Genomic DNA, 24829 nt, shown 5'->3' on the forward strand with positions numbered 1-24829 from the left:
TGCCATGCTGCTCGTGACCTGCCCCTATTGCGGCCCGCGGCCGGAAATCGAATTCCGCTGCGGCGGCGAGGCCCATATCGCCCGCCCCGCCGACCCGTCCGCGCTCGATGACGCGGCCTGGGCCGAATTCCTCTATGTGCGCTCCAACCCCAAGGGCCGCCATGCGGAGCGCTGGCTCCACGCCCATGGCTGCGGGCGCTGGTTCAACGCCCTGCGCGACACCTATTCGGACGCCTTCATCGCCACCTATCCCATGGGCACGCCGCGCCCGGACCTGACCGAGGGGACGAAGTGATGGCCGAGACCAATCGCCTGCCCGCCGGCGGCCGCATCGACCGCACCCGCACGATCCGCCTCGCCTTCAACGGCACCGCACTGGATGCGCGCCCCGGCGACACGGTGGCGTCCGCGCTCATCGCAAATGGCGTGAAGCTGGTGGGCCGCTCGTTCAAGTATCACCGCCCGCGCGGCATCCTCTCCCACGGTTCCGACGAGCCGAACGCGCTCCTGAACGTGAGCCGAGGACCTGGCCGCTCCGATCCCAACAACCGCGCCACGGTGGTGGAAGCCACCGATGGCCTCGCCCTCTCCACGCAGAACCACTGGCCTTCGCTGGAAACCGACATCGGTGCGGTGAACGATGTGCTGGCGCCCATCTTCGTGGCGGGCTTCTACTACAAGACCTTCATGTGGCCGGCCAAGGCCTGGCACAAGCTCTACGAGCCGGTGATCCGCGCTGCCGCCGGCCTTGGCGTCGCGCCCACCGAGCCCGATCCGGATCGCTATGTCCATCGCAACGCCCATTGCGACGTGCTGGTGGTGGGCGCCGGCCCCGCTGGCCTTGCGGCCGCTTTGGCCGCCTCAGAAGGTGGCAAGCGCGTCATCCTCGCCGACGAGCAGGCGGAGATGGGCGGCACGCTGCTGCACGATCTGACCTCCACCATCGACGGCGCGCCCGCCTCGGCCTTCGTCGCGCAGGCTCTGGCCGCCCTGGCTTCGCGCGAAAACGTGGTGCTGCTGCCGCGCACCACGGCGTTCGGCTATTACAACCACAATCATGTGGTGCTCACCGAGCGCGTCACCGATGCCCTCGCCAAGCCGGCCGCCAACCTGCCGCGTGAGCGGCTCTGGCAGGTACGCGCGAAGGAGGTGGTGATCGCCACCGGTTCCCACGAGCGCCCGCTCGCCTTCGCCGACAATGACCGCCCAGGCATCATGCTGGCGGAAAGCACCCGGGTGTTCGTGAACCGCTATGCCGCATTCCCCGGCCGGCGCATCGTCATCGCCACCACCGGGGCGTCCGCCTATCAGGCGGCGCTGGACTGCAAGGCGGCCGGCTTGGACGTCACCGTCGTCGATCTGCGGGCTGAAGAGGCCTGCGGGCCGGAACTGGCCGCCGCCCGCGCCGCCGGCGTGGAGGTGTTGACCTCCCACACGGTGGTTGGCTCCACCGGGCGCAAGGCCGTGACGGGCCTCATCGTGGCGCCCGTCTCCGGTGGCAATGTGGGCGCGCGCCGCACGCTCGCCTGCGATGCCGTGGGCATGTCCGGCGGCTGGACGCCCGCCGTGCACCTGTTTTCGCAATCGCGCGGCAAGCTCGCCTTCGATCCCGCGCTTGACGCCTTCCTGCCCGGCACGCCGGTCCAGGCCAATCGTTCGGCCGGCGCCTGCCGGGGGCTCTATGACCTTTCCGCCTGCCTCGCCGATGGCTGGGCGGCGGGCGCACAGGCCGCGGGCCTTTCGGGCACGCGCGATTTTGCCGCCCCCGCCTCCCTCACCGGCTTCCAGCCGGTGCGGGTGATGCCCACCGACGCCGAGCCCCGCAAGGTCCGGGCCTTCATCGACTTCCAGAACGACGTCACCGCCAAGGACGTGAAGCTCGCCGTGCAGGAGGGCTTCAAGAGCGTCGAGCATGTGAAACGCTACACCACCACGGGCATGGCCACCGACCAGGGCAAGAGCTCGAACATGAATGCCCTGGGCATCATTTCGCAGACGCTCGGGAAGGACGTGCCGCAGGTGGGCACCACCACCTTCCGCCCGCCTTACACGCCGGTCACCTTCGGCGCCATTGTTGGCCAGTCACGCGGCGCGCTGTTCGATCCCATCCGCACCGCACCGCTCCATGACTGGGCGGTGGCCCACGGCGCGCGGTTCGAGAATGTGGCCCTGTGGCGCCGCGCCTGGTACTTCGCCAAGCCCGGCGAGGACATGCACGCGGCCGTGCGGCGGGAATGCCGGGCGGTGCGCGAGGGGGTCGGCATCTTCGATGCGTCCACGCTGGGCAAGATCGAGGTGGTGGGGCCGGATGCGGCCGAGTTCATGAACCGCATCTATCCCAACGCCTGGCTGAAGCTGGAGCCCGGCAAGTGCCGCTACGGCCTGATGCTGAAGGAAGATGGCTTCGTCTTCGATGACGGCGTGGTCGCCCGCATGGCGCCGGACCGCTTCCATGTGACGACCACCACCGGCGGCGCCCCCCGCGTGCTCTCGCACATGGAGGACTATCTCCAGACCGAGTGGCCAGACCTGAAGGTGTATCTCACCTCCACCACCGAGCAGTGGGCGGTGATCGCCCTCCAGGGGCCCAAGGCTCGTGAGGTGCTGGCGCCGCTGGTTGACGACATCGACCTCTCGCCCGAGGCCTTCCCGCACATGAGCGTGCGCACGGGCCACATCCTGGGCGTGCCGACCCGGCTCTTCCGCGTCTCATTCACGGGCGAGCTGGGCTTTGAGATCAATGTGCCCTCAGACCATGCCCAGGCGGTGTGGGAAGCCCTGTGTGAGAACGGGCAGGCTTATGGCATCACGCCCTACGGCACCGAGACCATGCACGTTCTGCGCGCGGAGCGCGGCTTCATCATTGTCGGCCAGGATACGGACGGCACGGTGACGCCGGACGATCTCGGCCTCGGCGGCATGGTGTCGAAGGTGAAGCCCGATTTCGTCGGCAAGCGCTCCTTGGTGCGCCCCGACATGCTGCGGGCGGATCGCAAGCAATTGGTGGGGCTGCTCACCGATGATCCCAAGATCGTCTTGGACGAAGGCGCGCAGATCGTGACCGACACCAACCAACCCTTTCCCATGACCATGATCGGCCATGTCACCTCGTCCTATTGGAGCGATGCCTGCGGGCGATCCATCGCGCTGGCGCTGGTCTCCGGCGGGCGGGCGCGCCTGGGCACGCGCCTCCATGTCACCACGCCAGAGGGCTTTGCCGCCGTGAAGGTGGTGGAGCCGGTCTTTTTCGATGCCAAGGGCACGCGCGTGAACGGCACGCCGCAGCCCGCAGCCGCCGCGTGAGGAGCTGAACCCATGGCCACCATCACCTCTCCCGCTGCCCGCACACCCGCCCTCGCGCCCGGACGGCTCGCCTTGCTCGCCGCGGCGAGCATCGCCCCCCTGCCCCCGGTGGCGCGCTATGTGCTGCGGCTCGGTCCGGCGCGGGCCGCATCCATCGGCAGCGCCGGCGGTTTCGACCTCTCCGGCCCGCTCAATTCCTGCCGGTCCACCGATGCGGGACTTGCCGCCCGCCTCGGGCCCGACGAATGGCTGTTGATCTCCCGCGATGTGGACGAGGCCGCCGGCCGCGCGGTCGCCGATGCCCTTTCCGGCACCCATCATTCGCTGGTGGAAGTGGGCCATCGCAATGTGGGCATCGCGGTCGCCGGGGCGCAGGCCACCGCCGTCCTCAATGCCGGCTGCGCGCTGGATCTGTCAGACGCCGCCTTCCCGGCGGGCTCGGCCACCCGCACCTTGCTGGGCAAGGCGGAAGTCGTGCTGATCCGTCCGGGCACCGAGCACATCTATCGCGTGGAGTGCTGGCGTTCCTTCGCCAACTATGTGCACGGTTTCCTCACTGAGGCCGCATTGGAATTCCAGGCGACCTGACCGCCTTCTTCTCTCCCCGCCCGGAAACGCCATGATCTCCGTGTTCGACCTGTTCAAGATCGGCATCGGCCCCTCCTCCTCCCACACGGTGGGGCCCATGGTGGCCGGACGGCGCTTCCGCGAGGCGATGCCGGAGGGCACGGCGCGGGTGACGGCGGAGCTGTTCGGCTCGCTGGCCTGGACCGGCAAGGGCCATGCCTCCGACCAGGCCATCTGCCTCGGCCTCTTGGGCTGCGTGCCCGCGACACTCGATCCGGACGCGGTGCCCGCGCTGGTGGCGCGGCTCGACATCGAGAAGTCGTTCGCCCTGCCGGGCGGCCGACGTATCGTGTTCAACCCCGAGAAGGATCTCGTCTTCGACTTCGAGACGCTGATGCCCTTCCACACCAACGCCATGCGCTTTCGCGCCCTCGATGGTGCGGGCGCGGTGCTGGAGGAGCAGGTCTATTATTCCATCGGCGGCGGCTTCGTGGTGCGCGAGGGCGAAACCCTGGCCGCTCAGGAGATGCCCGTCCCCTATCCCTTCGCCAATTCCCGCACGCTTCTGACCCGCTGCGCCCAGGCAGGCCTTTCGCCGGCCGAATTGCAGATGGCCAATGAATGCGCCCTGCGCCCCCGCGCCGAAGTGGAAGAGCGCCTGGACGCCCTCGCCGCCACCATGTTCGCCTGCATCGACCGGGGCCTTGCCCGCGACGGCGTTCTGCCCGGCCGCCTGAAGGTGCGCCGGCGCGCCAAGTCCATCCGCGAGCGGCTGGAGGCCAGCGCCGGCGACAATGCCCGCGCGCCCCACGAGGTGATGGACTGGGTGTCCGTCTTCGCCATCGCGGTGAATGAGGAAAATGCCTCCGGCGGGCGCGTGGTGACCGCGCCCACCAACGGAGCGGCGGGCATCGTGCCGGCGGTGCTGCGCTATGCCCGGGATTTCTGTCCCGGCGTCGGGCCGGGCCAGATCCGTGCCTTCCTGCTCACCGCCGCCGCCATCGGCGCGCTCATCAAGACCAATGCCTCCATTTCCGGCGCCGAAGTGGGTTGCCAGGGCGAGGTGGGCTCCGCCGCTTCCATGGCCGCCGCCGGACTTGCGGCAGCGTTGGGGGCGAGCCCGGCTCAGATCGAGAATGCCGCAGAGATCGCCATGGAGCATCATCTGGGCATGACGTGTGATCCCATTGGCGGGCTGGTGCAGATCCCCTGCATCGAACGCAACGCCTTCGGCGCCAACAAGGCGATCGCCGCCGCCTCCCTCGCCCTGCGGGGCGACGGCACTCATTTCGTGTCGCTGGACCAGGTCATCGAGACCATGCGCCAGACCGGCCTCGACATGCAGTCCAAGTACAAGGAGACGTCCCAGGGCGGCCTCGCCGTGAACGTCCCCGAATGCTGACCGGCTAGCGGCACAGCCGCAGCCTTCTTCCCCATCCTGACCGATCCAGCCGCCGGCCTCCCGGCGGAACGCCCCCGCTCATCCAGAAGAGAGGAACGCACCCCATGCCCGCCCTTGCCACCTCCCTGACACCCGCCCCCGTGTTGGGGCAGCCCGGTGCCGATGCTGCCGTGTTCGGCGCCATCGCCGCCGAGCTTCACCGCCAGCGCGACCAGATCGAACTCATCGCCTCCGAGAACATCGTGTCGGAAGCCGTGCTCGCGGCGCAGGGGAGCGTCTTGACCAACAAGTACGCCGAGGGTTATCCGGGCCGGCGCTATTATGGCGGCTGCGAGCATGCGGACGTGGTGGAACAGATCGCCATCGACCGCGCCAAGGCCCTGTTCGGTTGCGCCTATGCCAATGTGCAGCCCCATTCGGGGGCGCAGGCCAATGGCGCCGTGTTGATGTCCCTGCTCCAGCCGGGCGATTGCATTCTCGGCATGTCGCTGGCGGCCGGCGGCCACCTCACCCATGGCGCCCCGCCCACCCTCTCGGGCAAGTGGTTCAAGGCGGTGGGCTACGGCGTCAGCCGCGAGACCGCGCTCATCGATTATGACGAGGTGGAGCGCCTCGCCCTGGAGCATCAGCCGAAGCTCATCATCGCGGGTGGATCGTCCTATCCGCGAATCATCGATTTCGCCCGCTTCCGCGCCATCGCCGACCAGGTGGGCGCGACGCTGATGGTGGACGCAGCCCATTATGCCGGGCTGATCGTGGCGGGCGCCTATCCCTCACCCTTCCCCCATGCCCACATCGTCACCTCCACCACCCACAAGACCCTGCGGGGGCCGCGCGGGGGCCTCATCCTCACCGATGACGAAGCCCTGGCGAAGAAGATCAATTCGGCCGTGTTCCCCGGCCTCCAGGGCGGGCCGCTCATGCACGTGATCGCGGCGAAGGCGGTGGCATTCGGCGAGGCGCTGGACGAGGGCTTCCGAACCTATGCCTTGCAGGTGGTGTCTAATGCCCGTGCGCTCGCCGCCCGGCTGGTGGAGCGGGGGGCGGCCATCGTCTCCGGCGGCACGGACAGCCATATCGTGCTGGTCGACCTGCGGCCCTTCGGCGTCACCGGCAAGGCGGCCGAGGCCGCGCTGGAGCGGGCGGGCCTGACCTGCAACAAGAACGGCATTCCCTTCGATCCCGAAAAGCCGGCGGTCACCTCCGGCATCCGCCTGGGCACGCCCGCCGGCACCACGCGCGGCTTCGGCATTGCCGAGTTCGAGACCGTGGGCGACCTCATCGCCGACGTGCTCCGGGGGCTTGCCGCCAATGGCGCTGAGGGTAATGGCGCGGTGGAATGCGCGGTGCGCGGAAAGGTGGAGGCGCTCTGCCACCGCTTCCCGCTCTATCAGAGCCTGTAACGAAAAAGGGGAGCGCAACGCCTGCGCTCCCCACAATCGATTCGTTGCGCGCCGCGCTCAGGCGATGCGCTTCAGCCCGTCGAGGCCCGCCACCAGTTCGGCGACGGTGGGCAGTTCCACCCGGGCGCCGGTGGGGCTGATGAGGCCACGGGCGCCGGACAGGGCGCCGGGCTTCAGCTCCAGGGCCAGGAGCCGGTCGCGCTCATAGGCACCCGGCATCCAGAGCTGACCGGTCAGCGCGCTGGAAAAGCCGAAGCGCGCATAATAAGGCGCATCGCCCACCAGCAGGATGGCGCCATGGCCAAGCCGCGCGGCCTCCGCGATGGCGACGCGCATCATCTCGGCGCCAAGCCCCACGGAACGGAACCAGGGATGGACCGCCAGGGGGCCCAGCAGCAGCGCTGGGCAGCCGGGGCCAGCGGTGACGTTCCACAGGCGCACGGTGGCCGCCAGGCGGCCGTCGGGACCATGGGCAACAAAGGACAGGCCTTCGGCCGGCAGCCGGCCCTCGCGGATGCGCTCGGACGACTTCTCGAACCGGGCCGGCATGATGAGGTCCAGCAGGGCCTCGCGCGCGGCGACCTCTTCCAGTTTCTCAGCAACAATCTCAGTCATCGGCACCTCCTGTGCCACAACCGAAGGCCGAAAGACGCCGACCCGGCCGGGCAGAAGCCCGGCTTGCATGGCGCCATCAAGGCGCCGGGATCGGTGCGGAAGGCGTGATCGTCAGATCACGTAGGACTTCAGCGGCGGGAAGCCGTTGAAGGCCACGGCCGAATAGGTCGTGGTGTAGGCGCCGCAAGCCTCGATGAGGATCTTGTCGCCGATGGCGAGCGACACCGGCAGGTGCACCGGGGTCTTCTCATACATCACGTCCGCCGAATCGCAGGTCGGGCCGGCAAGCACGCAGGGCGCGGTATCGTCGCCGTCACGCGGGGTGCGCAGCGGGTAGCGGATGGCCTCGTCCATGGTCTCAGCCAAGCCGCCGAACTTGCCGATGTCCAGATAGACCCAGCGCAGGGCCTCGGCTTCGGACTTCTTCGAGATCAGGACCACTTCGGTCTCGATCAGGCCGGCATTGCCCACCATGCCGCGACCGGGCTCCATGATGGTCTCGGGGATGGAATTGCCGAAGTGACGTCGCAGCGAATCAAAGATCGCCTCGCCATAGGCGGCTGCGGCCGGCACGTCCTGCAGGTAGCGGGTGGGGAAGCCGCCGCCCAGGTTCACCATGGACAGGGTGATGCCGCGCAGGGCGCAGTCCTGGAAGATGCCGGCGGCAGAGGCCAGCGCCTGGTCCCAGGCATGCACATTCTTCTGCTGCGAGCCCACATGGAAGGACACGCCATAGGCCTGGAGGCCCAGGCGGTGGGCATGCTCCAGCACGTCCGCGGCCATTTCGGGCTCGCAGCCGAACTTGCGGGACAGCGGCCATTCGGCGCCGGCACCGTCGCACAGGATGCGGCAGAACACCTTGGCGCCGGGGGCGACGCGGGCGATCTTCTCCACTTCCTCGTACGAATCGACCGCGAACAGGCGCACGCCGATCTTGTAGGCGCGCTCGATGTCGCGCTCCTTCTTGATGGTGTTGCCGAAGGAGATGCGGTCGGGGCTGGCGCCGGCGGCGAGCACCATCTCGATTTCGCCCACGGAGGCGGTGTCGAAGCACGAGCCGAGCTCGGCCAGCGCCTGCAGGATGGCGGCGTCGGGATTGGCCTTCACCGCATAGAAGACGCGGGTGTCCGGCAGGGCGCGGGAGAAGGCGGCGTAATTGGCGCGCACCACATCCAGATCCACCACCACGCAGGGACCGTCTTCGCGACGGGTCTTGAGAAATTCGCGGATGCGATTGGTCATGGAAACCTCCCCGTGACCTGAAGCCTCGTGAAGCGCGTTTGACCGCGCGACGACAGGACGGACAGGCACCTGCCTGTCCGGGGCACGCACCCGTGGGGGAAGCGCGGTGTGGACGCGCACTCCTCCCGACGGGCCATACCCGCTTCGCCGGTCGCAAACCGGCCGCATCATCGCGCCGAACGGCATCCCTTCGCTCGGCTCGTCGTCAGACGAACGCGAGGCGTTAGAGAGATGCGCGCGCTTGGAGAGGGGAAGTCCCGCTCCGCACGGCCGGCAAGATGTAGTGCCTCTTCAGTAACGCCGACCTTTGGAGGGCCGACTGAGACCAAAAAAGCCCGCTACGTCGTTGCTTCAAGTCACGTCCCCCGCGTGAGGAGCGGGGTGGGCCGGTTCCCTCCGGCTATCGGTCGTCCTGGTAGCTTTCCGGCCTCTTGTCCGGACTTCCACCGACCGACACGCGACCACAGGCACGTGCGAAATTGGGCAAGCGGGGATTTAGGAGAATTCGGCCGCCTTCGCAAGCGGCAATTTGATGAATTTTGATCCACAATGGTGCCACTTTTCCAGCAGCGCCGGCAAAGGAAAAGGCGCCTCACCCCCTGCGGCCCTTTCGCACCCGCCAAGCTTGCGCCAGCCGCGCCGGATCGCCGCGTCGCGGACATGTGCTCTTGATTGGTATCAATACAAGGAGCAAGGTGGCGCCCTAGAGTGATAATGAAGAGGATCCCTCCGCGACCTCGTCCCGCCGCAGGATTCGGAATGACCTACGACCACTTCTTCGCTGACGCCGTCGACGCCCTGCGCCGGGAGCGCCGCTACCGCACTTTCGCGGAAATCGAACGCGATGCGAGCCGCTTTCCGCGCGCGCTTTGGCACTCGGCCGGAGGCCCCCGCGAGATCGTGGTGTGGTGCTCGAACGATTATCTGGGCATGGGCCGCCATCCCGCGGTGATCGAAGCCATGCGCGAAGCCGCCTCGCTGCGCGGCGCCGGTGCCGGCGGCACCCGCAACATCTCCGGCAACAGCCACGAGATCGTGATGCTGGAGCGCGAGCTGGCGGATCTGCATGGCAAGGAGCAGGGGCTGGTCTTCACCTCCGGCTATGTCTCCAATGCCACTGGCATTTCCACCATCGTCAAGCTGATCCCCGACTGCGTGGTGATCTCCGACGAACTCAACCACAATTCCATGATCGAGGGCGTGCGCCAGGGCGGCCGGCAGAAGGCCATCTTCCGCCACAACGACCTCGCCCATCTGGAAGAGCTGCTCCAGGCCGCCGGCAACCGCCCCAAGGTGGTGGTGTTCGAGAGCGTCTATTCCATGGACGGCGACATCGCCCCCATCGCCGCCATCTGCGACCTGGCCGAGCGCTACGGCGCCATGACCTATCTGGACGAGGTTCACGCGGTGGGCATGTACGGCCCGCGCGGCGCCGGCGTTGCCGAGCGTGATGGCGTGATGGACCGCGTCGACGTGATCGAGGGCACGCTGGGCAAGGCCTTTGGCGTGGTCGGCGGCTATCTTACTGGCAAGCGCGTGGTGATGGATGCCGTGCGCTCCTATGCTCCCGGCTTCATCTTCACCACCGCCCTCCCCCCGGCGGTCGCCGCGGCCGCCACCGCTTCCATCCGCCACCTCAAGGTCTCCCAGGCCGAGCGCGACGGGCAGCGGGCGCAGGTCTCCAAGGTCAAGGCGGCGCTGGCCGCCGCCGGCCTGCCGCAGATGGACACCCCCACCCATATCGTTCCGGTGATGGTGGGCGATGCCAAGGCCTGCAAGGCGGCGAGCGACGTTCTGCTCGCCGAGCACGGCATCTATATCCAGCCCATCAATTATCCCACCGTGCCGCGCGGCACCGAGCGCCTGCGCATCACGCCGACCCCCTTCCATACCGATCGGATGATCAACCATCTGGCCGAATCGCTGTGCGATGTGTGGTCCCGCCTCGACCTGCCCCGCGTTGTGCGCACGCCCCAGCCGCTGCGCGCCGCCGTCGGCGCCTCCGCGCCCGCCCCGATCCCCGTGCCCATGGCCGGGGGCTGAAGGCCCGTCTGTCTTCAAGGAAAAGGCCGGGATGCCCTCGCATCCCGGCCTTTTTTGTTTCCGCTCGACGCTGCCCCCCAGACGAGGATGGCACCCAGGTCCTGTCGCTCGCGACTTGCCGGTCAGGATTTGCCCGACCACGGCTGGGACTGCCACAGGGCCCGGAACTTGGCGTCGGCGACCGCGAGGCGCTCGCGCCATTGGGGGCCGGGCAGGTAGTCTTCCTGGGTGTACTGGCTTTCGATCTTGGCGAGGAACTCCGGATTCTTCATGATCTTGGCCGTGGCCTCGGAGAGTTTCGCCATCACCTCGGCGGGCAGCCCCTTCGGCCCGATGATGCCCCGCTCGGAGCCCATCTCCACATTGATGCCCTGCTCCTTGAAGGTGGGCACGTCGGGGGCGAAGCGCGAGCGGGTGGCGCCACCCTGGGCGATCATGCGCAGCTGGGTCTGGAACGGGGCGACCTCCCCCACATTGAGGCCGGCCACCGTCACCTGTCCGCCCAGCACCGCCGTGCGCATGGGGCCGGCGCCTTGGAAGGGCACGTGGTTCAGCCGCACGCCGGTGGCCTGCTCGAACAGGACCAGGCACAGATGGTCATCGGTTCCGATGCCGGTTGAGCCGAAGGTGACGCCGCCGGGATCCTTCTTGGCCGCCGCGATGAGGTCCTTCAGCGTCTTGATGGCGCTGTCCGGCTGCACCGAGAAGGCGGAGGGGTCGGAGACGAGGTTGGCCACATAGTCGAAGTCGGACAGCTGGAACTTGGTCTGCCGCTCGATGGGCAAGGTGACGAGGCCCGGCATGTTGGTGACGCCCAGCGTATAGCCGTCGGGCTTGGCGCGGGCGACGCCCGCCAGCGCGATCTCGCCGGAGGCGCCGGGCTTGTTCAGCACGATCACCTGGCTGCCCAGCTCCGTGGAGAGATAGCCGGCGAAGGTGCGGGCGGTCACATCCGTGCCGCCGCCGGGGGCAAAGCCCACCACCAGTTCCACCGGACGACTCGGGAAGGTGTCCGCACGCAGCACGGCGGGCGCCGCCACGAGCCCGGCGGCAAGGCCGGCGGCGGCGCTCATGAAGTGGCGGCGAGTGAGGTTATGGTCCATGGTGTCCTCCAGATTATGGTTGTGCTGTCGAGGGGAGAGCGGCGCGCGGCCGCTCACTCTGCCGCCTCAGCGGTGATGCCGTCGCGCCAGGCGATGAGGCGGCGGATGCCCTCGCGCATGGTGACTTCCGGCTTCCAGCCGATGACGCGCTCGGCCTGCTCATGAGCGATGCGGAAGGCCCCTCCGGTGGTGAGGCGCACCTTGCCGGGCTCGGGCTCCACATGCTCCGGCGCGATGGGAATGCCGGCGACCTCCGCCACCAGGTTCACCAGTTCCAGCGTGGTCACCGGCGCGGGGCCGGAGAGGTTCACGGCCACGTCGGTGGCGGGGGAGGCGAGCGCGGCCGCATTGGCGCGGGCCACATCGCCCACATAGACGAAATGCTTGGTCTCGGACCCGTCGCCCAGCACGCGGGGGGCCAGGCCCTTCTTCAGCCGGTCATGGGTCTCGATGATGTAGAGCGCATTGGCGGCGCGATAATGCTGGCGCTCCCCATAGACCGTGGAATAGCGCAGGATCACATAGTCGAGCCCATAGCGACGGAAGGCGTCGCGGCAGAGCTGCTCGCCGATGATCTTGGAGGCGCCATAGAGCACCGCCGCCGGCGGGGCGCCGGCGGAATGGAAGGGCGTCTTCTCCACCAGTTCGCCCGCAACGCCGGGGCCATAGCCATAGACGGCGTTGGAAGAGGCGAAGACCAGCTTGCGCACCCCATTGGCGCAGCAGGCGGCGATGACGTTGCGCACGCCATCGATGTTCACCTCCAGGCCCACCTCGGGGTCGCGGTCCATGGAGATGGTCATCATGGCGGCGAGGTGGATGACGCCGTCCACGTTGCGGATGGCGCGCAGCAGCTGCGGCAGGCGGGTGATGTCCGCCGTCTCGATGCGTACGCGCGGATTGCCTTCCAGGTGCGCGATGGTCTGGCGGGCGCCGAAGGAGAAATTGTCCAGGATCACCACCTCGGCCGCGCCCTGGGCGAGCAGCAGATCGGCAGTGGTGGAGCCCACGAGGCTGGCGCCACCCACGATGAGGAAGCGGCCGCCGGCAATGGCGAGGGCGGGGGTGCGTTCGGTCGAAGTCATGGCGGTTCCCTCAGCGGGCAATGGACAGGGGATTTTCGTGGAGGCCGAGGAAGATGCTCTTCACCTGGCCGTAGAGGCGCAGCCCCTCGATGCCCTTCTCGCGGCCGATGCCGCTGGCCTTGAAGCCGCCGAAGGGGGAGGAAATGTGGGACTGCTTGTAGGTGTTGATCCAGACCGAGCCGGCTTCCAGCGCCCGGCCGACCCGCCATGCGCGCTTGAAACTCTCGCTCCAGATGCCGCAGGCGAGGCCAAAGGCGGTGCCGTTGGCCTTCTCGATCAGGTCCGCCTCATCCTTGAAGGGCAGCGCCACGAGGACCGGGCCGAAAATCTCTTCCTGGCAAAGCATGGCGTCGGGGGCGAGGCCCTCAATGACGGTGGGCAGGTAATAGGCGCCCCCGTCATAGGCGGGCCCCTGCGGAACGCCGCCACCCGCCAGCACCGTGCCGCCTTGCGCAAGCCCCCGGGCCACATGGGCCGCCACCTTGTCGCGGTGGTGGAAGGAGGCGAGCGGCCCCACCTCCACCTCGGGATCATCAGGCGCGCGCACCCGCACGGCGCGGGCACGCGCCGCCACCCGGTCCACCACCTCGCGATAGACGCTCTCTTCCACGAACAGGCGCGAGCCCGCCACGCAGCTCTGGCCGGCGGAGCCGAAAATGCCGGCGGCCACCGCTGCCACCGCGTGGTCGAGATCGGCATCCGCGAACACCACATGAGGCGACTTGCCGCCCAGCTCCAGCGCCACCGGCGCGAGGCGCTCGCCCGCCACCTTGCCGATGGCGCGGCCCGTGACCGTGCCGCCGGTAAACGAGATCATCCGCACGCCGGGATGGGCGACCAGCGCTGCGCCGACCGTCTCTCCCCGGCCCTGCACCACCTGGAGCTGGCCCTCCGGCAGGCCGGCTTCCAGGCAGATGCGCACCAGCTCCGGCGCAAGCAGAGGCGTGTCCTCGGACGGCTTCAGGAGCACGGCATTGCCCGCCGCCAGAGCGGGGGCGACCTTGCCGGCCTCGTTCATGATGGGGGAGTTCCAGGGGGTGATGCAGAGCACCACGCCATAGGGCTCCACCACGGTCATGGCCACATACTCGCCGCGCGAGGGCTGGACCCCAGTCTCCATGGTCTCGACCACGCCGGCATAATAGCGGAAGGCGCCGGCGGCCGACTCCACCATGCCCCGGCACTCGGCCAACGGCTTGCCGCTGTCGCGCATCTGGAGCTGGGCCAGGCTCTCCTTCTCCGCCCCGATGCGGCGCGCGATCTCCTGCATCACCAGCGCCTTGCGCTGGGGCGCCATGGCCCGCCAGGGCGAGGTGCGATAGGCCTGCCAGGCCCGCTCCACGATCCCATCGATAGCGGCGAGTGGGGTGGCGGCCACGGCCCCGACGATGCGGCCGTTGGCGGGATCGATGGAGACGATCTCCTCCTCAAGCGGCGTGATGGCCCGTGCGCTGGATGGCATCGGTGCTTCCTCCTGAATTGCGCCGGCACGCTAGACGCGCGCCGCCCTGCGCTGCCAGGGGGTAGATGCCGATGATCCGCTCGATGATATTATTGATAAAAGGGCGTGGAATGCCGCCCCGCCGCTTGCGAAAGTCTCCCCATGCCCCGTTCCCGCCCTGCCCCCGATGATGAAGCCGATGCGGCGGCAGAAGCGCGCTTCACCCTGCCGGGCGATGAGCGCCCGCTGGCGGCGCCGGTGGCGGCGGTGATCGCGGCGCTGGAGGCGGACATCATTGCCGGCCGCATCCTGCCCCGGAACCGGCTGATCGAAGACCATCTGATGGAGGATTACGGCGCCAAGCGCCATGTGGTGCGCGCCGCGCTGGAAGAGCTGGAGCGGCTCGGCGTGGTGGTGAAGCCGCGCTATCGGGGCGCAGAACTGCGCCGCTTCGACAAGGGCGAGATCGCGCGGCTCTATGACATGCGCGAGGTGCTCCACCGGGCGGCGGTGGCGCGCATCCGCCCGCCCTCGGACGAAGCGCTGAAGCCGGTGCGGCACTGGCTGGACGCCCATGCGGCGGCGGCGCGCGAGGGCGACCTCGTCGCCATCCATCGCACCAACATGATGTTCCACGATGCCGTCTTCGCCTTGTGCGACAACCCCTTCCTGGTGGCCACCATCCGCCAGCACGACTGGCTGAGCTTTCCAATCCGCGCCTATGGGGTGGCGGATGCCGCCGCCCTCGCCCAGGCCTGCGACGAGCATCGCACGCTGGTGGACCTCTTGGTGGCCGGCGAGATGAAGGAGTTGGAGGCGCTCACCATCTCCCATATGAGCCGCGCCCGGCGGCTCTATGAGGAGAAGTTCCTGACCCGCGCGCGGACCCCGGCGGCCTGAGCGCGAGCTTGGCCACACGGGCTCCACGGATGGAAGGCCATCGCCTTTTGTGTCGGCAAATCAGGGCGAAGCGGGTATGAGGGATGACCTTCCAGCCCGGCACGGGCGACACCTGCAAGAGCCTGACATGACTGTGACGGACACTCTCGACGCCTTCGTCCCCCACGGCCATTTCGACCGCGCGCCCACCGGCGACGGCCCGCTTTCGGGCCGCATCTTCGCGGTGAAGGACTTCTTCGACGTGGCCGGCGTACCCACCGCCGCCGGCAGCCCGGACTGGCTCGCCACCCACGACATTCCCAGCCGCAGCGCCTCGGTGGTGGACAAGCTCTTGGCCGCCGGCGGCCATCTGGTGGGCAAGACCCACACCGACGAGTTGGCCTGGAGCCTGAATGGAGAGAACCACCATTACGGCACGCCCATCAACCCGGCCGCGCCCGGCCGCATTCCCGGCGGGTCGTCCTCCGGCTCGGCGGCGGCGGTGGCCGGGGGCCTTGTCGACTTCGCCGTCGGCTCCGATACCGGCGGCTCCGTGCGCCTGCCAGCGAGCTATTGCGGCATCATCGGGCTTCGCCCCACCCATGGCCGCATCGCCATCGACGGCGCGGTGCCGTTGGCCCCGTCCTATGACAGCGTGGGCTGGTTTGCCCGCGATCCGGTCCTGTTCGCGCAGGTGGGCGCGGTGCTGTTCGGCGGTCTGGCGGATGTGGGCGCCCCCGGCCGCCTGCTGCTGGCGCGCGACCTGTTCGCGGCCGCCGGCCCTGAGGTGACGGCCGCCCTTGCGCCCGCTTTGGCTCGGGTGGCCGAACGCCTCGGTGCCGTGGAAGAGGTGGATGTGGCCAAGGGTGCCCTGCCCGCCTGGCGCAATGCCTTCCGCCTCATCCAGTCGGACGAGGCCTGGGCCGCCCATGGCGCCTGGGTGCAGAAGGTGAAGCCCAATTTCGGCCCCGGCGTGCGCGAGCGCTTCGCGGCTGCCTCGGCCCTGGATGCGGGGGAAGTGGCCGCCGCGCGGGTGGTGCGCGACGAGGTGCGGGCGCGCATGGATGCCCTGCTCGGCACCGACACGCTCATCGTGCTGCCCACCGCGCCTGGCATCGCCCCCTTGCGCAACACCCCCGGCGATGCCCTGGAGAGCTTCCGCGCGCGGGCGCTGGAATTGCTCTGCCCCGCCGGCCATGCGGGCGTGCCGCAGATTTCCCTGCCGCTCGGCACGCTGGACGGCTGCCCCGTCGGCCTCTCCCTCATGGCCCCGCGCGGCAAGGATGAATACCTCCTCGCCGCCGCGAAAACCCTGCTCGGCTGAGGCCCTTAATCGGCGGCCAGAAGGCCGCCGCCTTCGGTGACGCGGCGCAGGTGATGGGCCGTGTCGCCGAGCATCAGCTCGATCATGGCGAGGCGCCGAAAATGGTGGGCGCCGAGATATTCCATGGTCATGCCGATGCCGCCATGGAGCTGCACCGCGCTCTGGCCCACGAAGCGCGCGGCGCGGTTCACCTGCACCTTGGCGGCGGACAAAGCCAGGCGCCGCGCTTCGGCATCCTCCGCCTCCGCCATCATGGCCGCATAGAGCGCCATGGAGCGCGCCTGTTCCAGCGCCACCAGCATGTCCACCGCCTTGTGCTGGAGCGCCTGGAAGGTGCCGATGGCAACGCCGAACTGCTTGCGGGTCTTCAGATAGTCCACCGTGAGGGCGGTGAGCGCCTCCATAAGGCCCACCGCCTCCGCACACAGCGCCGAGATGGCGCCATCCACCACCTTCTCCACGACGGCAAGGCCGCCATCGCGCGGGCCCAGAAGGGCGTCGGCGGGGACGAAGACATCATTCAGAATCAGGTCGGCGGCCCGCCCGCCATCCTGGGTGGGATAGGCCGCGAGGGTCAGGCCCGGCGCATCCGCCGGCACCAGGAAGAGCGAGATGCCCTCCTCCGCGCGGCGGTCGCCGGAGGTGCGCGCGCTCACCACCAGGAGGCCAGCGGCATCGGCGTTGAGCACCACACTCTTGCGCCCATCGAGGCGGAAGCCGCCCTCACCCGCGCGGGCCGAGGTGGCGACATCATTCAAATCGTAGCGCGCCTGCGCCTCCCCATGGGCGAAGGCGAGACGGAGCGAGCCGTCCATGACCTTGGGCAGGATGTCCGCCCGCTGCGCGGCGCTCCCGGCCCAGCGCACGGCGGCGCCGCCCAGCACGATGCTGGCGAGATAAGGCTCGGGCGCCATCACCCGCCCCAGCGCGGCCATGACAATCTGCACATCCACCGGCCCGCCGCCAAAGCCGCCATCGGCCTCGGCAAAGGGCAAGGCGAGCAGCCCGAGCTCGGCCAGTGCCGCCCACCCCTCATCCGGGAAACCCAGCGGCGCCGCGCGGGCGGCATTGAGCTGCTCCAGCGTGCCATAGGTGTCGGTGGCCCAGCGCTCGACGCTGTCTTTGAGGAGAAGCTGCTCGGGGGAGAGATCAAAATCCATAGCGCATCCCCCTCACAGGCCCAGGATCGCCTTGGCGATCACATTGTGCTGGATCTCGTTGGACCCGCCATAGATGGAGACCTTGCGGTGGTTGAGATAGACCGGCGCCGCCGTCTCCGCGAAGGCGAACAGGCCGTCCATGTCGTCGCCCAGCCCACCCCGCGCCGCGATCCCCTGAGGACCGGCCAGTTCCAGCAGCAGCTCGGTGGTCGCCTGCTGAAGCTCCGACCCCTTGATCTTGAGGATGGAGGAGGCGGGGTCGGGCTTGGTGGCATCGCGCGTCGCCTGGCCCGCCACCACCCGCATCTGGGTCATCTCCAGCGCCTTGAGCTCGATCTCCACCGAGGCGAGCCGGCTGCGAAAATCCATATCGTCCCACATTGTCCCGGCGCCGGCCGGCGTCACCCGGGCGAGGCGCTTGACGCGGGCGAGGCGCTCCTTGGACATGCCGATGCGGGCGATGCCGGTGCGCTCGTTGGAGAGCAGGAACTTGGCATAGTCCCAGCCCTTGTTCTCCTCGCCCACCAGGAGCTCCGCCGGCACCCGCACGTGGTCCAGGAAGATCTCATTGACCTCGTGCCGGCCATCGATGGTGATAATGGGCCGCACGGTGACGCCCGGGCTGTCCATGGGAATGAGCAGGAAGGAGATGCCCGCCTGCTTCTTCGCCGCCGGATCGGTGCGGGCGAGGCAGAACATCCAGTCGGCATATTGGCCGAGCGTGGTCCAGGTCTTCTGGCCATCGACGATGTAATGATCGCCCTCGCGCACCGCCCGCGTCTTGAGCGAAGCGAGATCCGAGCCGGCGCCGGGCTCCGAGAAGCCCTGGCACCACCAGTCCTCAAGGCTCTTGATGCGCGGCAGGAAGCGGGCCTTCTGCGCTTCACTGCCGAACGTGGCGATCACCGGCCCCACCATGAAGCAGTTGAACTGCAAGGGCAGCGGAACCGCCGCCTGCATCAGCTCTTCCATGAAGATGTAGCGCTCAACCGCGCTCCAGGGCTGGCCGCCATGCTCCACCGGCCAATGGGGCACCGCCCACCCCTTGTCGTTCAGGATACGCTGGGAGGTGACGTAGTCCTCCCGCGCAAGGAGGCGCCCATCCGAGACCTTGGCGCGGATGGCGGCGGGGATCTCGCTGCGGAAGAAGGCCCGCACGTCCGCGCGGAAGGCGGTCTCCTCGGGCGTGAAGCGCAGGTCCATGGCGGGTGCCCTCCGTCCTGGCCTATGCCTTGTCGGCGAAGGAGCCGCCCTGCTCCGCCAGCGTCCGCAGCAAGGCCGCGGGGCGCAGGCTCTCGTCGCCTGTCTCCTCGGCGAAGGTGTCCAGCGCAGCGACGATCTTGGCGAGGCCGACGCTCTCCGCCCAATGCATGGGGCCGCCGGTGAAGGGCGGCCAGCCATAGCCATTGATCCAGACGAGGTCGATGTCGCCAGCCCGCGCCGCGATGCCTTCCTCCAGGATGCGCGCGCCCTCATTCACCATGGGATAGAGCAAGCGCGCCATGATCTCGTCCGGCGTGAAGGCGCGGCGCGTGATGCCCCGCTCGGCGGAGAGAGCGAGGATGAGCGCCTCGGTCTCCGGGTCGCGCTCGCCCTTGCGGGCGCCGGCCGGATAAAGATAAACGCCGCGCCCGGTTTTCTGGCCGAAATGGCCCCGCTCGCAGAGCGCATCCACCACCGGGGCCTTCACCCCCGTCACCTTGCGCGCGCGCCAGCCGATGTCGAGGCCGGCCAGGTCCAGCACCGCGAACGGCCCCATGCGGAAGCCGAAGGCGGTGAAGGCGTCGTCCACCTCGTGAGGCAGCGCGCCGGCCAGCAGCACGCGCTCGGCCGCCTGGCTGCGCTTGGCCATCATGCGGTTGCCCACGAAGCCGTAGCACACACCCACCACCACCGGCACTTTGCCGAGCCGGCGGCCGAGATCGAGGCCGGTCATCAGCACGTCCGGCGCGGTGGCCTTGGCGCGCACCACTTCCAGGAGGCGCATGACATTGGCCGGGCTGAAGAAATGAAGCCCCACCACATCCTGCGGCCGGCTGGTGGCGGCGGCGATGGCATCCACGTCCAGATAGGAGGTGTTGGTGGCGAGGATGGCGCCGGGTTTGGCGACGCGGTCGAGGGTGCCGAAGATGTCCGCCTTCACCGCCATGTCCTCGAAGGCGGCTTCCACCACCACATCGGCCTCGGCCGCCGCCTCCAGGCCCACGCCGCCCGAGATCAAGGCGAGTTGCGCCGCCATGGCCTCCGGCGCGAGAGAGCCGCGCTTCACCGAGGTCTCGTAATTGGACTTGATGCGGGCGAGCCCCGCCTCCAGGGCCTCCGCCTTCACCTCGATGACGGTGACGGGAATGCCCGCCTGGGCAAAGCACATGGCGATGCCCCCGCCCATGGTGCCGGCACCGATGACGGCGGCGCGGGCGATGGGGCGCGGGCGCACCTCCTTGCCGATGCCGGGCACGCGGGCGGCGGCGCGCTCGGCGAAGAAGAGATGGCGCAGCGCCTTGGCGCTGGGGTCCTTCACCAGATCCATGAAGGCGGCGCGCTCCACGGCAAGCCCGTCCTCGAACGGCAGGTCCAGCGCGGCCCGCACGGCCTTCGCCAGCGCGGACACGTTGGGCATGCGCGGGGCGCGCTTGATGGCTTCCGCCGCGGCGGCCTCGAAGGCCGCGCGGTCGGCGTCGGAGAAGCGATCGGTGCGGTCGCGCACCCGCGGCAAAGCGGGCTGATCGGCAAGATCAAGCGCAAGGCGGCGTGCATCGGCCAGGAGATCGCCGGGCACCAGACGATCCGCGATTCCGCGGGCAAGCGCCTCCGACGCATCCATGGGCTCGCCGCTCGCCATCCGTTCAAAGGCGGGTGCCGCCCCAAGAATGCGCGGTAAGCGCTGGGTGCCGCCGGCGCCGGGAATGATGCCGAGCTTGATTTCCGGCAATCCAACTCGCGCTCCGGGGGCCACCACGCGAGCGTGGCAGGCGAGCGCCAGCTCCAGCCCGCCGCCCAGCGCAACGCCATTGATGGCGGCCACCACGGGCTTGGCGCTGCCCTCCACCGCTTCCAGCACATCGGGCAAGGTGGGAGAGGCCATCGGCTTGCCGAACTCTGAAATGTCCGCTCCGGCCACGAAGGCCTTGCCGGCGCCGGTCACCACCACCGCACGCACCGCCGGCGCCTCATTCGCCGCCGCGATACCGGCGACGAGCCCGGCCCGCACGGCGGCAGAAAGGGCGTTCACCGGGGCATTGTCGATGGTCAGGACCAGCACGCCGTCCGCTCCAGTCTCGCTGTGCACCGGCCCCATGATTGCCTCCCTTTCATTCTGCATTGCAGAATGTAATTTCAAAAACTACCTTTTCGTGAGAGATCCGGGCGCGCCTGTCAAGGCGGTTGGCGGTCGCGCTTGACAGTGGGCCCAAGACTATTCTGCATTGCAGAATGCACCCGAGGGAGGCCCCTCTCTCGTGACGCTCCCCTCGCCACCGGGACCTCGCCCATGCGCCGCGCCGCTTCTCCCGCCCCACCTCCCGCTGGAGAAAAGGAAGACCGCCATTTCGTGACCGCCCTCGCCCGAGGTCTGGAGGTGCTCTCCGCCTTCAAGCCCGGCGAAACGCTGCTGGCCAATCACGAGATCGCGGCACGCTGCAAGCTCCCGCGCTCGACGGTGTCGCGGCTCACCTACACGCTCACCAAGCTCGGCTATCTGCATTTCGTCGCCGAGGCGGGAAAATACCGCCAGGGAACGCAATTGATGGCGCTGGGCTCGTTGGCGTTGGGCGGGCTCTCGGTGCGCCAGATCGCCCGGCCCGCCATGCGCGAGCTCGCCACCTTCTCGGACGGCACCGTGGGCCTCGGCGTGCGGGACAAGCTCAGCATGCGCTATGTGGAATGCCTGCGCGGGGCGGCGGCCATCTCGCTCAACATCGATGTGGGCTCACGCATGTCCATGGCGCGCAGCTCCATGGGCCGGGCCTATGTGGCCGCGCTCACAGGGGAGGAGCGGGAGGCGCTCTTCGAGGAGCTGAGCGGGGTCGACCCGCTGGCCTGGCCCAAGCTGCGGCAAGGCCTCGAGCGCGCGCTGGAGGAACATCGCACGCTCGGGTGCTGCTGCTCGTTCGGCGACTGGCAGGAAAGCGTCAGCGCCATTGCCGTGGGCTTCCGCCCGGGCGGGGGGTTAGACCCCATGGTGGTCAATTGTGGCGCGCCCACCGTCATCACCTCGCCGGACTTCCTGCTGAAGGATGTCCGGCCCCGTCTCATCGCCCTCGCCCGTCGGCTGGAGGGCGTCATGGGCGCCTGACGGCGCCCTCAATGGCCTCCGCCACCGCCCTTGTTCACCGGCCGGCGCATGAGCGGGGCGAAGAAGAAGAGGGTCACGAACAGAGCGGTCAGCACCAGGAAGACGTCCGAGAAGGCCATCACCTCCGCCTGGATGCGGACCTGTCCGGCCAGCTTCTTCAGGGCCGCGAGGTCGGCATCGGACCCGAGCGCGGAGAGCGCCGCCGTCATGGTGTCCAACCGCTCCACGGCCGCGCCCCGCGCCCATTGCACGCTCTCGTGCAGGCGGGCGAGGTGCAGGTCCCAGCGATTGTTCAGCACCGTGTTGATTAGCGCGAGCCCCACCGCTCCGCCGAGGTTCCGGGTGAGGTTGAACAGGCCCGAGGCATTCTTCAATTGCGCCGGCGGCAAGGTGCCGAGCGAGACGTTGTTGATGGGGATCATGGCAACCATCAGGGAGACGCCGCGCAAAATCTGCGGCACCAGCAGTTCCCAGAAGTCCCAGTCCTTGGTGATGGATGTCACCTGCCAGGTGCCAATGGCAAAGCCGAGGAACCCCGCCGCGATCATGATCCGCGGGTCCAGCTTGGCCGAAAGGCGGCCGGCAATGGGCGCGGTCAGGAACATGGCAAGGCCCGAGACGAACATGGTCTCGCCGATCATCAGCGCCGAATAGCCACGAACCCGCGCCAGATAGAGCGGATAGAGATAGGTCAGGCCGTAAAGGCCAATGCCCATGACGAAGCTGAAGGCCGAGCCCACCGCGAAATTGCGGTTGGCAAAGGCGCGCAATTCCACCACCGGATGGCGCGCCATCAGCGCGCGGGCGAAGAAGGCCACCGAGGAGAGCGCGCAGACCACCGCGAAGATGAGGATGGTGTTGTCCTCGAACCAGTCATTGGTGGGCCCTTCTTCGAGCACATATTCCAGGCTGCCGAGGAAGCCGGCCATGAAGATGAGGCCCCACCAGTCGAACCGATCCAGCAGGGACAAGTCCGGCTCGTCGAAATCCACCAGGATGGCGCAGGCGATGGCGACGAAGATGCCGGGCACCACATTCACCAGGAACAGCCAGTGCCAGGAGAACAGGTCGGTGAGATAGCCGCCGACGGTCGGCCCGATGGTGGGCGCCAATGTCGCCACAAGACCGATCATGGGCGAGACCACCGACTGCTTCTCCCGCGGGAACACGGAATAGGCCGCGGCGAACACGGTGGGGATCATGCCGCCGCCGAGGAAGCCCTGCAGCGCCCGGTAGACGATCATCTGGCTGATGGTGGTGGCGGTGGCGCACAACAGGCTCATGGTGGTGAAGCCCACGGCCGAGGCCACGAACAGCCAGCGCGTGGAGAAGGCCCGCGACAGGAAGCCCGACAGCGGGATCATCACCACTTCGGCGATGAGATAGGAGGTCTGGACCCAGGAAATCTCGTCCGAGCTTGCGGCCAGGCCCGCCTGGATCTCCGCCAGCGAGGCCGAGACGATCTGGATGTCCAGGATCGCCATGAACATGCCGAAGACCATGCACAGGAAGGCGAACATGCGCCGCCCCTCGGACGAGGGGCGGGCCGTCGCTGCGGGCAAGGCGAGGGAGCCGGACATGGCGGGCCTCAGCCGCGGGTGTTGACGGTGGCGGTCACCGACATGCCCGGCCGCAACACCGCCGCCTGCCGCGCCTCGTCATCCAATTCGATGCGCACGGGCACACGCTGGACGATCTTGGTGAAATTGCCGGTGGCGTTTTCCGGCGGCAGCAGGCTGAACACCGACCCGGACGCGGGGGCGATGCTCACCACGCGGCCGTGGAACGTGCGGCCGGGAAAGGCGTCCACTTCCACATCCACGCTCTGGCCGGCATGCAGGCGACCGAGCTGGGTCTCCTTGAAATTGGCGTCCACATAGACCTTGGAGATGGGAACGAGCGCGATGAGGCGCGTGCCCGCCTGCACCAATTGGCCCACCTGAACGGCGCGGTTGCCGACAATGCCGTCGAATGGCGCGCGCACGAAGGTGAAGTCCAGGTTGCGCTTGGCCTGGTCGCGCGAGACGGTCAGCTCGGCGAGGGTGCGGGTGGCCTCGGTCTGCTGGGCCTTGAGCACCGCGACATTGGCCTCGGCCGAAGCAATGGCGGCCTGCGCCGCATCCACCGCCGCCTGCGCCTTGTCGCGCGCGGCCACCGCGTTTTCCAGCGTGGAGCGGCTGGCGAACTCGGACTTGGCGAGCTTGGACTGGCGGTCGTAATCCAGCTGGGTGCGGTTCAGCTCGGCCTGGTCGGAGCTCAACTGCGCCTTGGCCTGGTCGACACTGGCCTGGGCGGCGACGATCTGCTCGCCAAAGCGGGCGATGGTGGCCTGCTGGGTGGCGATCTTGTTCTCCGCCGCCTGGAGGGAGAGCGCATAGTCGCCGTCATCGATATGGGCGATCACCTCCCCCGCATGAACGGGCTGGTTGGTGTCCACATCAATGCTGACGATATGGCCGCTCACCTTCGCCGCGAGCACGGAGGTGTCGGCCGACACATAGGCATCGTCCGTGGAGACGAGGAAGCGGCCCACGGTCCACCAGTTGAAGCCGAAATAGCCGCCGGCGGCCACCGCCAGGACGAGCACCCCGGTGAGGATCTTGCGCTTGCGGGAGGGCTTGCCGGGGCTCGCCTGCTCCGCTTGCGGCTGGACCGGCGCGGGAGCGTCCGGGCGGCGGGCGGTCAGGGGGGCGGGCTCAGGACGGTCGGCGGCGGGCGCCGGGGCCCCATGCGTCGGGGATGCCCCGGGCCGGTCGGCATCCTGCGGATCTTGTGTGTGCGGGGCCAATTGGGCGGCCAAGGTGCGGGCCATGCGGCGTCTCGCTGCGGGCTAGATCGAACTAAAACGTTCAGTTCATTCTTTACATATCAAACCAAACGGTTTAGTCAATGGCTTTGACAGCAGCTGCACGGACCGCTTATTTCGGTAGATGGAGCACGCCCCTCTCCTCGCAGCCAAGGCTTGGCT

At 68.6% G+C, this 24829-nt stretch carries 19 protein-coding genes; 9 read left to right on the forward strand and 10 right to left on the reverse strand.

Annotation, left to right across the window (positions count from 1 at the left end):
* Positions 1–4 precede the first annotated feature (4 nt).
* The 5 genes from ACT54L_RS00075 to glyA all read left to right on the forward strand — a co-directional run bounded on the left by ACT54L_RS00075 (position 5) and on the right by glyA (position 6675).
* Positions 5–295 (forward strand): sarcosine oxidase subunit delta, encoded by a 291-nt coding sequence (locus ACT54L_RS00075; protein WP_476083497.1) that lies wholly within the window; start codon positions 5–7, stop codon positions 293–295.
* A complete protein-coding gene (locus tag ACT54L_RS00080; protein WP_476083498.1) occupies positions 295–3303 on the forward strand; it encodes a sarcosine oxidase subunit alpha family protein in 3009 nt (1002 codons plus the stop codon). Before ACT54L_RS00075 ends, ACT54L_RS00080 begins: the two co-directional genes overlap by 1 nt.
* A gap of 12 nt (positions 3304–3315) precedes the next feature.
* On the forward strand, positions 3316–3891 hold the full coding sequence (locus ACT54L_RS00085; protein ID WP_476083499.1) for a sarcosine oxidase subunit gamma: 576 nt from the start codon (positions 3316–3318) through the stop codon (positions 3889–3891).
* A 31-nt stretch (positions 3892–3922) separates the two neighbouring features.
* Entirely contained in the window at positions 3923–5272 is a 1350-nt protein-coding gene (locus ACT54L_RS00090; RefSeq protein ID WP_476083500.1) for an L-serine ammonia-lyase, read from the forward strand.
* Positions 5273–5376: 104 nt separating this feature from the next.
* Complete coding sequence (glyA, locus tag ACT54L_RS00095; protein WP_476083501.1) at positions 5377–6675, forward strand: serine hydroxymethyltransferase; 1299 nt, start codon at positions 5377–5379, stop codon at positions 6673–6675.
* Positions 6676–6732: 57 nt separating this feature from the next.
* On the opposite strand, the gene ACT54L_RS00100 is transcribed toward glyA, so the two are convergent.
* Together ACT54L_RS00100 and ACT54L_RS00105 are read right to left on the reverse strand one after the other, a co-directional pair.
* Entirely contained in the window at positions 6733–7290 is a 558-nt protein-coding gene (locus ACT54L_RS00100; protein ID WP_476083502.1) for a GNAT family N-acetyltransferase, read from the reverse strand.
* Positions 7291–7401: 111 nt separating this feature from the next.
* Positions 7402–8532, reverse strand: coding sequence for a type III PLP-dependent enzyme (locus ACT54L_RS00105; protein WP_476083503.1), 1131 nt, complete (start codon positions 8530–8532; stop codon positions 7402–7404).
* 759 nt (positions 8533–9291) lie between these two features.
* Between ACT54L_RS00105 and hemA the strand changes: the two genes are divergently transcribed.
* On the forward strand, positions 9292–10575 hold the full coding sequence (hemA, locus tag ACT54L_RS00110; RefSeq protein ID WP_476083504.1) for a 5-aminolevulinate synthase: 1284 nt from the start codon (positions 9292–9294) through the stop codon (positions 10573–10575).
* A 122-nt stretch (positions 10576–10697) separates the two neighbouring features.
* Here the strand turns inward: hemA and ACT54L_RS00115 are convergent, their stop codons facing one another.
* Genes ACT54L_RS00115 through ACT54L_RS00125 form a run of 3 tightly spaced genes read right to left on the reverse strand, consistent with a single transcriptional unit; the run spans position 10698 to position 14225 of the window.
* Complete coding sequence (locus ACT54L_RS00115) at positions 10698–11678, reverse strand: tripartite tricarboxylate transporter substrate binding protein (protein ID WP_476083505.1); 981 nt, start codon at positions 11676–11678, stop codon at positions 10698–10700.
* A gap of 53 nt (positions 11679–11731) precedes the next feature.
* Positions 11732–12763, reverse strand: a complete 1032-nt coding sequence (locus ACT54L_RS00120; protein ID WP_476083506.1) for an NAD-dependent epimerase/dehydratase family protein — start codon at positions 12761–12763, stop codon at positions 11732–11734.
* A 10-nt stretch (positions 12764–12773) separates the two neighbouring features.
* The gene (locus tag ACT54L_RS00125) at positions 12774–14225 is read right to left on the reverse strand and encodes an aldehyde dehydrogenase (protein WP_476083507.1); all 1452 of its coding nucleotides are present in this window, start codon (positions 14223–14225) and stop codon (positions 12774–12776) included.
* Between the two features lie 141 nt (positions 14226–14366).
* Here ACT54L_RS00125 and ACT54L_RS00130 point away from each other — a divergent pair, with 141 nt between their 5' ends.
* Together ACT54L_RS00130 and ACT54L_RS00135 are read left to right on the forward strand one after the other, a co-directional pair.
* On the forward strand, positions 14367–15104 hold the full coding sequence (locus tag ACT54L_RS00130; RefSeq protein ID WP_476083508.1) for a GntR family transcriptional regulator: 738 nt from the start codon (positions 14367–14369) through the stop codon (positions 15102–15104).
* A 127-nt stretch (positions 15105–15231) separates the two neighbouring features.
* A complete protein-coding gene (locus tag ACT54L_RS00135; RefSeq protein WP_476083509.1) occupies positions 15232–16407 on the forward strand; it encodes an amidase in 1176 nt (391 codons plus the stop codon).
* A 5-nt stretch (positions 16408–16412) separates the two neighbouring features.
* Here ACT54L_RS00135 and ACT54L_RS00140 read toward each other — a convergent pair whose 3' ends face one another.
* Genes ACT54L_RS00140 through ACT54L_RS00150 form a run of 3 tightly spaced genes read right to left on the reverse strand, consistent with a single transcriptional unit; the run spans position 16413 to position 20865 of the window.
* The gene (locus tag ACT54L_RS00140) at positions 16413–17567 is read right to left on the reverse strand and encodes an acyl-CoA dehydrogenase family protein (RefSeq protein ID WP_476083510.1); all 1155 of its coding nucleotides are present in this window, start codon (positions 17565–17567) and stop codon (positions 16413–16415) included.
* A gap of 12 nt (positions 17568–17579) precedes the next feature.
* Positions 17580–18770, reverse strand: a complete 1191-nt coding sequence (locus ACT54L_RS00145; protein WP_476083511.1) for an acyl-CoA dehydrogenase family protein — start codon at positions 18768–18770, stop codon at positions 17580–17582.
* 22 nt (positions 18771–18792) lie between these two features.
* Positions 18793–20865 carry a 3-hydroxyacyl-CoA dehydrogenase NAD-binding domain-containing protein gene (locus ACT54L_RS00150; protein WP_476083512.1) on the reverse strand — a complete coding sequence of 691 codons (2073 nt, stop codon included), beginning with the start codon at positions 20863–20865 and terminating at the stop codon, positions 18793–18795.
* Positions 20866–21117: 252 nt separating this feature from the next.
* Here ACT54L_RS00150 and ACT54L_RS00155 point away from each other — a divergent pair, with 252 nt between their 5' ends.
* Positions 21118–21861, forward strand: a complete 744-nt coding sequence (locus tag ACT54L_RS00155) for an IclR family transcriptional regulator (protein ID WP_476083513.1) — start codon at positions 21118–21120, stop codon at positions 21859–21861.
* An 8-nt stretch (positions 21862–21869) separates the two neighbouring features.
* On the opposite strand, the gene ACT54L_RS00160 is transcribed toward ACT54L_RS00155, so the two are convergent.
* Both ACT54L_RS00160 and ACT54L_RS00165 read right to left on the reverse strand, forming a co-directional pair.
* Positions 21870–23441, reverse strand: a complete 1572-nt coding sequence (locus ACT54L_RS00160) for a DHA2 family efflux MFS transporter permease subunit (RefSeq protein ID WP_476083514.1) — start codon at positions 23439–23441, stop codon at positions 21870–21872.
* Positions 23442–23449: 8 nt separating this feature from the next.
* Complete coding sequence (locus ACT54L_RS00165; RefSeq protein WP_476083515.1) at positions 23450–24673, reverse strand: HlyD family secretion protein; 1224 nt, start codon at positions 24671–24673, stop codon at positions 23450–23452.
* Positions 24674–24829: the final 156 nt, after the last annotated feature.

It is taken from the genome of Aquabacter sp. DMC10, from assembly GCF_056314145.1.

Excerpts from the sequence above, each read along its gene's own strand:
- ACT54L_RS00075 (WP_476083497.1), top strand. The coding sequence starts at position 5 with ATGCTGCTCGTGACCTGCCCCTATTGCGGCCCGCGGCCGGAAATCGAA.
- ACT54L_RS00080 (WP_476083498.1), top strand. The coding sequence starts at position 295 with ATGGCCGAGACCAATCGCCTGCCCGCCGGCGGCCGCATCGACCGCACC.
- ACT54L_RS00085 (WP_476083499.1), top strand. The coding sequence starts at position 3,316 with ATGGCCACCATCACCTCTCCCGCTGCCCGCACACCCGCCCTCGCGCCC.
- ACT54L_RS00090 (WP_476083500.1), top strand. The coding sequence starts at position 3,923 with ATGATCTCCGTGTTCGACCTGTTCAAGATCGGCATCGGCCCCTCCTCC.
- glyA (WP_476083501.1), top strand. The coding sequence starts at position 5,377 with ATGCCCGCCCTTGCCACCTCCCTGACACCCGCCCCCGTGTTGGGGCAG.
- ACT54L_RS00100 (WP_476083502.1), bottom strand. The coding sequence starts at position 7,290 with ATGACTGAGATTGTTGCTGAGAAACTGGAAGAGGTCGCCGCGCGCGAG.
- ACT54L_RS00105 (WP_476083503.1), bottom strand. The coding sequence starts at position 8,532 with ATGACCAATCGCATCCGCGAATTTCTCAAGACCCGTCGCGAAGACGGT.
- hemA (WP_476083504.1), top strand. The coding sequence starts at position 9,292 with ATGACCTACGACCACTTCTTCGCTGACGCCGTCGACGCCCTGCGCCGG.
- ACT54L_RS00115 (WP_476083505.1), bottom strand. The coding sequence starts at position 11,678 with ATGGACCATAACCTCACTCGCCGCCACTTCATGAGCGCCGCCGCCGGC.
- ACT54L_RS00120 (WP_476083506.1), bottom strand. The coding sequence starts at position 12,763 with ATGACTTCGACCGAACGCACCCCCGCCCTCGCCATTGCCGGCGGCCGC.
- ACT54L_RS00125 (WP_476083507.1), bottom strand. The coding sequence starts at position 14,225 with ATGCCATCCAGCGCACGGGCCATCACGCCGCTTGAGGAGGAGATCGTC.
- ACT54L_RS00130 (WP_476083508.1), top strand. The coding sequence starts at position 14,367 with ATGCCCCGTTCCCGCCCTGCCCCCGATGATGAAGCCGATGCGGCGGCA.
- ACT54L_RS00135 (WP_476083509.1), top strand. The coding sequence starts at position 15,232 with ATGACTGTGACGGACACTCTCGACGCCTTCGTCCCCCACGGCCATTTC.
- ACT54L_RS00140 (WP_476083510.1), bottom strand. The coding sequence starts at position 17,567 with ATGGATTTTGATCTCTCCCCCGAGCAGCTTCTCCTCAAAGACAGCGTC.
- ACT54L_RS00145 (WP_476083511.1), bottom strand. The coding sequence starts at position 18,770 with ATGGACCTGCGCTTCACGCCCGAGGAGACCGCCTTCCGCGCGGACGTG.
- ACT54L_RS00150 (WP_476083512.1), bottom strand. The coding sequence starts at position 20,865 with ATGGGGCCGGTGCACAGCGAGACTGGAGCGGACGGCGTGCTGGTCCTG.
- ACT54L_RS00160 (WP_476083514.1), bottom strand. The coding sequence starts at position 23,441 with ATGTCCGGCTCCCTCGCCTTGCCCGCAGCGACGGCCCGCCCCTCGTCC.
- ACT54L_RS00165 (WP_476083515.1), bottom strand. The coding sequence starts at position 24,673 with ATGGCCCGCACCTTGGCCGCCCAATTGGCCCCGCACACACAAGATCCG.